The 9,314-nt window shown below is 61.8% G+C and carries 9 protein-coding genes; 3 read left to right on the forward strand and 6 right to left on the reverse strand.

The genetic code is table 11. The annotated features are described in order from the left end of the window. Positions 1-50: 50 nt before the first annotated feature. The gene (locus ACODTZ_RS29860) at positions 51-848 is read left to right on the forward strand and encodes a transglutaminase-like cysteine peptidase (RefSeq protein WP_489030166.1); all 798 of its coding nucleotides are present in this window, start codon (positions 51-53) and stop codon (positions 846-848) included. A gap of 117 nt (positions 849-965) precedes the next feature. On the opposite strand, the gene ACODTZ_RS29865 is transcribed toward ACODTZ_RS29860, so the two are convergent. Continuing rightward, positions 966-1,394 carry an SRPBCC family protein gene (locus ACODTZ_RS29865; RefSeq protein ID WP_489030168.1) on the reverse strand — a complete coding sequence of 143 codons (429 nt, stop codon included), beginning with the start codon at positions 1,392-1,394 and terminating at the stop codon, positions 966-968. Between the two features lie 4 nt (positions 1,395-1,398). Then, complete coding sequence (locus tag ACODTZ_RS29870) at positions 1,399-1,722, reverse strand: ArsR/SmtB family transcription factor (RefSeq protein WP_047507735.1); 324 nt, start codon at positions 1,720-1,722, stop codon at positions 1,399-1,401. A gap of 153 nt (positions 1,723-1,875) precedes the next feature. Here ACODTZ_RS29870 and ACODTZ_RS29875 point away from each other — a divergent pair, with 153 nt between their 5' ends. Then, positions 1,876-2,268 (forward strand): GFA family protein, encoded by a 393-nt coding sequence (locus ACODTZ_RS29875; protein ID WP_489030170.1) that lies wholly within the window; start codon positions 1,876-1,878, stop codon positions 2,266-2,268. Between the two features lie 6 nt (positions 2,269-2,274). On the opposite strand, the gene ACODTZ_RS29880 is transcribed toward ACODTZ_RS29875, so the two are convergent. The 4 genes from ACODTZ_RS29880 to ACODTZ_RS29895 are packed head-to-tail and all read right to left on the reverse strand — an operon-like array spanning position 2,275 to position 8,022. Then, on the reverse strand, positions 2,275-2,934 hold the full coding sequence (locus ACODTZ_RS29880) for a ribbon-helix-helix domain-containing protein (RefSeq protein ID WP_047507740.1): 660 nt from the start codon (positions 2,932-2,934) through the stop codon (positions 2,275-2,277). A 2-nt stretch (positions 2,935-2,936) separates the two neighbouring features. Next, entirely contained in the window at positions 2,937-4,226 is a 1,290-nt protein-coding gene (locus ACODTZ_RS29885; protein WP_489030172.1) for an HlyD family type I secretion periplasmic adaptor subunit, read from the reverse strand. Then, complete coding sequence (locus tag ACODTZ_RS29890; protein WP_489030174.1) at positions 4,223-6,640, reverse strand: type I secretion system permease/ATPase; 2,418 nt, start codon at positions 6,638-6,640, stop codon at positions 4,223-4,225. The genes ACODTZ_RS29885 and ACODTZ_RS29890 overlap by 4 nt, the downstream gene beginning before the upstream one ends. 20 nt (positions 6,641-6,660) lie before the next feature. Beyond that, positions 6,661-8,022 carry a TolC family outer membrane protein gene (locus ACODTZ_RS29895; RefSeq protein ID WP_047508392.1) on the reverse strand — a complete coding sequence of 454 codons (1,362 nt, stop codon included), beginning with the start codon at positions 8,020-8,022 and terminating at the stop codon, positions 6,661-6,663. Positions 8,023-8,476: 454 nt separating this feature from the next. On the opposite strand from ACODTZ_RS29895, the gene ACODTZ_RS29900 reads away from it, so the two are divergent. Then, positions 8,477-9,103: a GGDEF domain-containing protein gene (locus ACODTZ_RS29900; protein ID WP_245205369.1), complete on the forward strand. Its 627-nt coding sequence runs from the start codon at positions 8,477-8,479 to the stop codon at positions 9,101-9,103. The last annotated feature ends 211 nt before the right edge of the window (positions 9,104-9,314 follow it).

A 9,314-nucleotide genomic window follows, 5' to 3' on the forward strand; every position in this document is an offset into this window, starting at 1 on the left:
TTTCGGCAAGCATTGCCGAACAGGCGGCAAGCGCCGTCAGCGTCGGCGGCATGGCGCGCCTCGTCACGCTTGCCGGACGCGGCCTCGCACGGGCTTTCGGCTCGATCGATCTCGCGGCCCTGAAGACGCCGGCGCCGGTTGCGGCCGCCGCGTTCAGCCCCGAGACCACCTCATCCGTGAAGCCGGCAACCCGCCCGTCGATCGCCGCGCGCCCCGATGATGGCGGCGTGTTCGGATCGGTGGCGATCCCCTTCAAGCGCCTGGCAGCCCTGAAGCGGCTGGCGCCTTCGCTGGACGAAATGACCAGCGGCACCGCCATTTCCTGCGGCGCGGGCAAGTGCACTGAGGCCGTCAGCGCGGTCAAGGCATCTTTCGCCAAGACCTCGCAGGCATCGCTGCGCGACAAGATGAATGCGATCAACACCACGATCAACCACACGATCCGCTATGCCCGCGACATCGACACCTACAAGGTCGCCGATTACTGGGCGACGCCTTCCGAGACGCTGAAGCGCCAGCAGGGCGATTGCGAGGATTTCGCGATCCTGAAGATGGCGGCACTCAACGCTGAGGGCGTCGACCTGAAGGACATGGCGATCGTCGTTCTCTTCGACCAGAAGCGCCATTTCTACCACGCCGTTCTCTCGGTCTCGGCCGGCGGCAACCACTATATTCTCGACAACATGCGTGACGAAGTTCTCGCCGACAGCCGGCTGCCCGACTACATGCCGCTCTATTCGATCGCCGGCGGCAAGGGCTACCTGCACGGCTCGCGCGTTGGCGGCAGCCAGATGGCATCTGCCATGCCGATCGAAAAGGTCGCGCCTGGCGAAGGTGTTGCCTTCTGATCCGAAGGCAATGGCGAGGGCCGGGGCTGGCCTCCTCTCGCATCCCGCTTCGATACCGAGGCGAAATGAAGCCGCCGGCGCTGCATTGCCGGCGGCTTTTTCATGTCGGTCCCTGACTTAGCCGAGATATTTGTCGAGTTCGCCGAGGATCGAAGTCCAGCCCTGGATATGGCCGTCGCGGGCGCCTTCGCTGCGGAATTTCACCTGCTTCAGCGTCAGCTCCGTCGTTTCAGCGTCGACCTCCTTGAGATCGATGGTGACGACGCTGTCATCCAGCGAATGCGGGGATTCCCAGGTGAAGGACAGGCGCGAATAGGGATCGACTTCGAGATAGGTGCCGGAATGCGGGATCTCGCGCTCCGGTGTGACCATCACGATCATGAAGCGGCCGCCCTTGACCGGATCGGTGGTGACATTTCGGGCATCGAAATTGCCTGAAGGCGTCTTCATGAATTTCGCCAGCGCCGTGGGCGAGAGCCAGGCGTTGAAAATCTTTTCGCGCGAGGCGGCGATCTTGCGGCTTACCGTCAGTTCAAGTTCGGACATGACTTCACTCCTTTGAAACGAGTAACTCTTCCAACGCCGTCAGGCGCAGCTCCCATATCGACTTCAGTTGCGCGAACCAGTCTTCCGTCAGTCTCAGCGGTTCAAGCTCCGCGGCAATGAAATGCTCGCGGCCCAAAGTACGCCGGGTGACCAGCCCCGCCTCCTCCAGAACCTTGATGTGCTTGGAGACGGAATTCAGGGACATGTCGAAATGAGCAGCGAGCCCCGTCACCCTGAGAGGCCCCTCTTGCACGAGGAGCGTCAGGATCTGCCGCCGCGTGGTATCCCCCGCGGCCTTCAATATCCGTGACAGTGCGTCTTCATCCATTTCATTCACCCATGTGGTTGAATATATCCATATCCGAGGGATAGTCAACCACATGGGTGAATATCTTTACAGAGGCGAAAGCCGCCCTCCCCTGAAACTTTTGAGCTACGGTGCCGTTTGCCTGAAATCTTTTGCTGACGGAGGAGAGACGCAATGAGCGAAATTACCGGAGGATGCCTTTGCGGACGCATTCGTTTGACTGTATCCGGTGCGCCCTATCGGGTCGGGATCTGTCATTGCATGGATTGCCGCAAGCATCATGGGGCTCTGTTTCATGCCTCGGCGATCTTTCCCGAGGATGCGATGCGGGTCGAGGGGGAGATGGGGGAGTATAATGGGCGGTTCTTTTGTCCGCGTTGCGGGTCGCCGGTGTTTGGGCGGAGCGGCGATGAGGTCGAGGTCAATCTCGGGTCGCTTGATAGTAAGGACCAGTTCCAGCCGACGTATGAGCTGTGGACCATCCGCCGCGAGGGGTGGCTTCCGACGTTTCCGTTGAAGCATCGATACGAGCGCGACCGGGATGCGGCGGGGCGTTTCGAGGATTGAGGTGGATCAGTAGCGGGAGATGTAGCCGATCAGCATCGACTTCTCGTGCGTCGGCGCCAAAGCCAGGTTGATCTGGCCCTTCATGGTCTGGGTGCCGACGGTGATGGTGAAGCCTGTCGCCAGCGTCTTGCCCTTGTTGCGCGACAGGGTGGCGATGGCTTCCTCGATCTGGGTGTCGATCGAGAAACGCAGGCTCTTGGTCAGTTGCGCGAGATCGCCGAGCGGCAGGCGCTGGCGCAGCATCGACAGGAAGGCGTCGTTGAAGAGCTGCACTTTCTTCTCATGCGTCAACAGGATCGCCGGCGACGGAGAGGCCTGGATGATGGCGTTGACATTGGCGAGCGAGGAAATGTCCTCGACCGTATCCAGCCGGCGCAGCGCCCATTTCAAGCTCAGGACGCGCAGAAGCGAGGCGAGATTGCCGGATTCCGGCATCTGCGAGGCGGTGTAGTGCACGAGATCGGCGGTCGACATCTTGCCGGAGGCCGACATGCGGCCGAGGCCGTCCCAATAGATGCGCTCCAGCCGGATGCCGCGACGCTCGCCGCCACGACCCGCGACAGCCCGGAAACGCGGCTCGATCTCGTCGGCGTCGATCGCGGGCAGTTGCTCGTCTGATGGTTCGAGGTCGGTTGCGTCCTGAATTCCGGGCTTGACGATCAGCATGGTCAGCGCTCCGTCAGCGCTTCGGTGCGCGCCTTGTTGATCGGCTTCATGAGATAGCTGAGCACGGTCTTGCTGCCGGTCATGATCTCGACCGAGGCGACCATGCCCGGGATGATCGGATAGGTCTTGCCGCCGCGTGAGAGCTCCGACTTGTCGGTCTTGACCTGCACGAGATAGTAGGTCTCGCCCTTTTCCTTCTCGACCAGACTGTCGGCCGAGATGTTTTCGACGATACCTTCGAGGCCGCCGAAGATGGAGAAGTCATAAGCCGTGATCTTGACGATGGCCGGCTGGCCACGGCGGATGAAGGCGACGTCGCGCGGCGAGATCTTGGCTTCGACGAGCAGCGTATCGGCCGTCGGAACGATGCCGGCGATGACGCGGCCGGGATCGACATAGGCTCCGATGGTGTTGACCTCGAGCGTGTTGACGATGCCATCGACAGGCGAGCGGATATCGGTGCGCTTGACGCGATCGGATGCGCCGCGCACGGTTTCGTCGACGACGGAGAGCTCGGCCAGCGCCTGCGCCTTGTCCGTCAGCGCCTGCTGGCGCAGCTCAAGCGCCAGATCGCCGAGCTGCAGCTTGGCTTCCTGCACGGCGGCCTGAAGGCGATCGATGCTCTCCTGATAGACCTTGAGCTGGCCCTGCTGATCGGTGAGATCGCGCTCGGTCTTCAGCACTTCGGTCTCGGCGACCAGCTTCTTCTTGGCGAGCGGGCTGATCAGGTCGTACTGGCGCTGGGCGCCGTCGATGTTCTGCGTCAAGCGGTCGATATTGGCGTGCGCCTCGCTGAGCTCGTTTTCGCGCTGGCGGACGCGCTCTTTCAGCACGCCGAGCTTGTTGGTGTAGCTGGCCCGATCAGCGGCGAAAAGCTGGGCTTCGTTGGCGCAGACTTCCTTGGCGACGGCCAGAATATCCTCAGGGCAATTGTAGGGCTCGTCGTATTTGCCCTCTTCCTCGAGCTTCAGGCGCGCCACCTTGGCGCCGAGCGCACGGGCCTTGGCGACCGATTCACCGAGCGTCGAGGTGGTGGTGGTATTGTCGAGCTGGACCAGGAGCTGGCCCTTGCGCACGACCTGGCCGAGAACGACGGCGATCTGCTGGACGACGCCGGGTTCCGACGACTGGATGATCTGCGTCTTCGAGACGGGAATGACCTTGCCTTCGCCGCGGGCGATCTCGTTGATCTTGGCGATCGCCGCCCAGGCGACGAAACTGGCGATGACGAGCGCCACGAGGCCGAGAATGGCGCGGGCGAGAAAGGGCGGGTTGTCGTGCTTGTTCTTCATGACAGCTTAACCCCCGGTACGATCGGCGTCACGTTTGCGGCAGCTGCCGGGCCGACAGGCGCGCCGGAGGCGACCGGGATCGGATGGGCGTGCGCGGGCGCAGCGGTTGCCACCTGCGCGACCGGCATGGCGGCGGAGCCGGCGGGGGCCGGCGCAACGGAGGTGACCGGGGCGACGGACATGGCGACCGGCGTGACCGGAGCCTGCCTTGCGACCGGCACAGCCTGCGGTGCCACGGCCTGCGGGGCCACGGCCGCCGCGGATGCGCCGGGCTTGCGCTGCATGGCTTCGATGACAGCCTGCTTCGGACCATCGGCGATGATGCGGCCCTTGTCGATGACAATCAGGCGATCAACGAGATCCAGCATGCTGTAGCGATGGGTGGCGATGATCAGCGTCGTCTTGCGGTCGAAGGCCTTGGAGAGACGGGCGATCAGGTTGCGCTCGGTCGCGAGATCCATGGCGCCCGAGGGCTCGTCGAGAAATACGACCTTGGGGCGGGTGAGCAGGAGACGGGCAATGGTGAGCGCCTGCTTCTGGCCGCTCGACAGATTGCTGCCGCGCTCGCCGACGGGCATGTCGAAGCCGCGCGGATGGGTGCCGACGAACTCATCGACGCCAGTCATGCGGGCGACTTCGAGCAGGTCCTCATCGGTGGCGTCGGCGCGGCCGAGCAGCAGGTTTTCCTTCACCGTTCCCGAGAAGAGATCGGAGGACTGGCCGGCGACGGCGACATTGGCGCGCACTTCGGCCATGTGATACTGGCGGATATCCACACCATCGATCAGCACGCGGCCGCCCGACGGCGCGAACAAGCCATCCAGCAGGCGGCCCAGCGTGGTCTTGCCGGAGCCGATGCGGCCGATGATGCCGATGCGCTCGCCTGGATTGACGTTGAAGGACAGCTTGTTGATGACGGGATAATCCGAACCCGGATACTGGAACGAGACATCCTGGAAAGAGAAGGCGCCGCGGGTGATCTCGCGATTGACGAAACCCACCGTCGAGGGGCGGTCATCGGGCTGTTCCATGATCTTGTCGAGGATGCGCAGCGACATGGTGGCCTGGCGGAAGCGCGCCAGGGTCATGGCGATCTGGCCGAGCGGTGCGCCGGCGCGGCTGGCCAGCATGACGGTCGCGACGATCGCGCCCATGGCGATGCGGCCTTCGGAGAACTCGTAGGTGCCGGCGATGACGATCAGGACACTCACCATCTGCTGCACGAACATGGTCATGTTGATGGCGTTGGTGGAGACGTGCTTGATCTCTTCGCTGGTGCGGCTCGAATATTTCGTCAGCTCCTGCCAGCGGCGCAGCATGGTGGCTTCGGCGCGCAGGCTCTTCAGCGTCTCGATCGTCGAGATGGTTTCGACCAGCAGCGACTGGCGGCGCGATGCCTCGTTGGCGGCGGTCGCCATGCGCTTGCCGATGGCAGCCTGGGCGTAGAGACCGATCACGACCGAGAGCACGAAGGCGACGGCGGGGATGACGACCAGCCAGCCGGAGATGAGATAGATGACGGCAAGGAAGATGAAGACGAAGAGGCTGTCGATGATGACGCCGATCGTGTTCGAGGTGAAGAATTCACGGACGAACTCATATTGCGTGACGCGGTTGGCATATTCGCCCGTCGACATCGGGCGCGAGGCCAGCGTCGAGTTCAGCACCTTGTCGAACAGCATCTGCGAGAGGCGCAGATCGGCCTTGCGGCCGGCATAGTCGATCAGCGAGGAGCGCGCGGTTTTAAGCAGAAAATCAAAGAGATAGGCAAGCGTGATGCCGGCGGCGAGAACCCAGAGCGTCGGGATCGCCTTGTTGGGCAGAACGCGGTCATAGACGTTCATCGTAAACAGCGGCGAGCCGAGCGCGATCAGATTGATGAAGAGCGCCGCCACCATGACGCGGACATAGGTGCGCCAGTAAGGCGCGAGCGTCGTTGCCAGCCAATGGCGCTTTTCGATCTCGACGGCATTACCAACAAGCGCCTCTTCCGAGGCATTCTGATAATAGAGCGTGAAGGCGAAAGCCGTCTCGGGCTTCAGCGCGATCAGATCCTCGCGCGACAGACGCGAGGAAACGCCGGCGACGGGAACGATATCGGTGATGTAAGAGCCATCCTCGGCCATCTCCAAAAGCGGGAGCACGCCGCCATCGGCAAAGGCGACGATGGCGGGACAATCGAAATTGCCCAGCCGGCAATCGCGCTCCGGATGCTTGATGACCTGAAGGCCGATGCGCTCGGCCATCTGCTCGACATCATCGCCCTCGAGCGATTCGGTGATCTCATCCGGAAGGCCGGAGAAGAGCACCGTATCGGAGCTTGGTCGACCATAGAACGCTGCCACGGACTTGAACGCGGCCTTGAATGTTTGAAGCGGCATGCTGCCGTTCGTCTCAGATGCAACGTTCCGCATGTTCTATGGTCACCTGACTACTACTGCTGCCGGATCGGCGCCAGCAGGTCCATAGGCATGCCAGCCTTCTGATGAGAGTCGACTTCGGCATATCCGGGATTCTGAGCGGCCGCTGGAACAGCGAACTCTTCTCGTGCGTAAGGCTTGGCCTGATCCAGCGGCTTCAGCTTCATGGTCTGAAGCAGATTGCCGGATGCGGCGAGGATCTTGTATTCCGCAAACAGCGAGGCAACGCGGGCGGTATCAGCCAGCACCTTGGTGTTGAAGCGGGTGTTCTGCGCATCGAGCACGTCGAGCAGCGAGCGCTGGCCGACCTTGAACTGCTCGCGGTAGGAACCGACCAGCTGGTTGTTGATCGACGACTGCTTGGCAAGAATGCCCGACAGTTCGCCGCGGCTGACGCGTTCGTTCCAGGCGGAGCTGACCGATTCCTTTACCTCGCGCTGGACCTGGGCGAGCGCATAACGCTCTTCGCCGGCGCGGCGGATCTGCTCCTGCTCGCGGGCGACATCGATGCCGCCGCGATAAAGGTTCCAGCGGGCGACGACGCGCACCTGGTAATCGTTGGTGTTGCCTTCATCGCCGTCGATGTCGTTACCAACGCGGGCAGTACCTTCGAGATTGACCTTCGGCAGGTAGTTGGCGCGCGCGCCGCGAACGCCGGCATCGGCCGCGTCAACATCGGCATTGGCCGAGAAGATGCGCGGGCTGTTCTTGTTTGCGACGAACAGTGCATCGTCGAGCGTCTTCGGGATATACTTGGCGACCGACGGCGGGGTCTGGGCATTGACGATCGGCTGGCCGACGGCCTTCATGAAGCGGATCTTCGTTGCTTCCAGCTCTTCGAGCGCTTCGCGCATGCGGGCCTTGGCGGCCTGCAGACGTTCGCTGCCCTGAAGACGGTCGGCATCGGTGAGCGCGCCGCCCTTGATGCTTTCATTGATATCGCCGACCATCGCCGTGTGGAAGGAGACGTTTTCCTTCGCGGCGGCAACGATCTGGTTTTGCAGCATATATTCCAGGTAATCCTGGGTTACTTCGAGCGCCAGCGCTTCGGAGCGCTCGAGGACCCGAAAGGAAGCGCCATCGACGCGCGAGGCCTGCTGATCGACCTGCGACTTGCGCGCGCCGCCATCAAACAGCGTCTGCGTGACCGTCACGCCGACATCGCCGGGCGACAGGTAATCATGGTCGGAGCTCAGCGTGCCCGTGGTCGAATTCGACAACCGGCGGCGGCCGATGCCGCTCTCCAGATCAACCGACGGCAAGTATAACCCGCGCGCCTGACGAAGCTCAAACTCGATTGCTTCTTTGTCTTTTGCAGCCTGAAGTATCTGCGGATTGGTTTTCATCGTCGTTTCGATGGCCTGCTGCAAAGACATCGCATTGGCGTCGACGAAAAACGAGAAATTCAGAGCAACAGTGGCAGACAATGCTGCAATAATGCTTTTGGTTTTAAACAAGACGGATGCCCCTCAACATCTAAATTCACCGAGTGAACCCGTATACCGAACGCTTTCATTCGGCAAACAAGTAACACCTATTTTTCCACATTCCAATTCCGGTACAGGTCCTTCCTGCGGAGACGGTTAATTCCCTAGTATCAAGCGCTAAAGCTAGAATTTTACAGGGTTTTTTAACGCCAACTTTTCCCGTCCGTGTTTATCTGCCGTTACTTCCACAGGGACCTGCCCCGCGATGAAATTCCGTCAGCGTTACCAATCCGCAACAAACCTTTCCGCACTCCGCATCGCATCGATCGTTTCGATCTGCTTCGCGGCCTTCTCGGTCGGTTTTTTACTTATCTTAAACCTTCTGATGCCGGAGCGACCATTTTTGGTTGGATTCGTCGGAGCCACCGCTATTTCGCTTTTTGTTGCATTTCCGCTGCTGATGATGCTGCAGATCAAGAATAACGAGCTCAGAAAACTGCAGGAAGCCGTTAACTATTCTCAACGGCACGACAGCGTTACAAAGACGTTGAACGGAACAGCCTTCGCGGCCGCCGTCGAACACTATATCGACCGCCGTAAGCGAATCTCTACTGATGCGGGCGGCGTGATGATCGCCGTCGTCATCGACACGCTGGACGCCATCAGCCGCCGCTATGGGCCGCAATGGGCCGATACCGTGATGCAGTCGCTTGCCGCGATCACCCAGTCCTCGGTGCGCTCCGGCGACCTCGTTGCCCGGCTTGCGACCAACGAGCTCGGCGTGTTCCTGCCCGGCGCCACGATCGAGAACGCCCAGGATGTCGGCATGCGCATCCGCCGCCGCTGCGAACAGGCAGCGTTTACCGCCGGCGACGCACCGCTTTCGCTCGACATCCGCCTCGGCGGCGCCGTTTTCGACGGCCCGACCGACTTCAACCACATCCGCCAGCTGGCCGACGAAATGGCCATGGACCGTGGTGGTGGAGAGGGCGACGAGATCGTGCCGATCTCGAGACTGCCGGCGGCCTGAGGGCTGACGCGGATGGCAACAATCGCGACGTGATCTTGAGGCGCCATGGGGCGCCTCTTTTCGTTTGGAGCGTTTGGCGTACGGATCGCGGGTTCGGCCAGGCGGTGGCATGGCGGGCGAACGCAGGCGTCAATGCCGACGAACGCTAGCTTGAGGCTGTAGGCTGGAGGCTGGAGGCTGGAGGCTGGAGGCTGGAGGCTGGAGGCTGGAG

It is taken from the genome of Rhizobium sp. FG113 (assembly GCF_057809895.1).

What these genes read in the sequence shown, in the direction of transcription:
- ACODTZ_RS29860 (WP_489030166.1), top strand. Translation starts at nt 51, where the DNA reads ATGGCGCGCCTCGTCACGCTTGCCGGACGCGGCCTCGCACGGGCTTTC.
- ACODTZ_RS29870 (WP_047507735.1), bottom strand. Translation starts at nt 1,722, where the DNA reads ATGGATGAAGACGCACTGTCACGGATATTGAAGGCCGCGGGGGATACC.
- ACODTZ_RS29895 (WP_047508392.1), bottom strand. Translation starts at nt 8,022, where the DNA reads ATGTCTTTGCAGCAGGCCATCGAAACGACGATGAAAACCAATCCGCAG.
- ACODTZ_RS29885 (WP_489030172.1), bottom strand. Translation starts at nt 4,226, where the DNA reads ATGAAGAACAAGCACGACAACCCGCCCTTTCTCGCCCGCGCCATTCTC.
- ACODTZ_RS29880 (WP_047507740.1), bottom strand. Translation starts at nt 2,934, where the DNA reads ATGCTGATCGTCAAGCCCGGAATTCAGGACGCAACCGACCTCGAACCA.
- ACODTZ_RS29890 (WP_489030174.1), bottom strand. Translation starts at nt 6,640, where the DNA reads ATGCGGAACGTTGCATCTGAGACGAACGGCAGCATGCCGCTTCAAACA.
- ACODTZ_RS29875 (WP_489030170.1), top strand. Translation starts at nt 1,876, where the DNA reads ATGAGCGAAATTACCGGAGGATGCCTTTGCGGACGCATTCGTTTGACT.
- ACODTZ_RS29865 (WP_489030168.1), bottom strand. Translation starts at nt 1,394, where the DNA reads ATGTCCGAACTTGAACTGACGGTAAGCCGCAAGATCGCCGCCTCGCGC.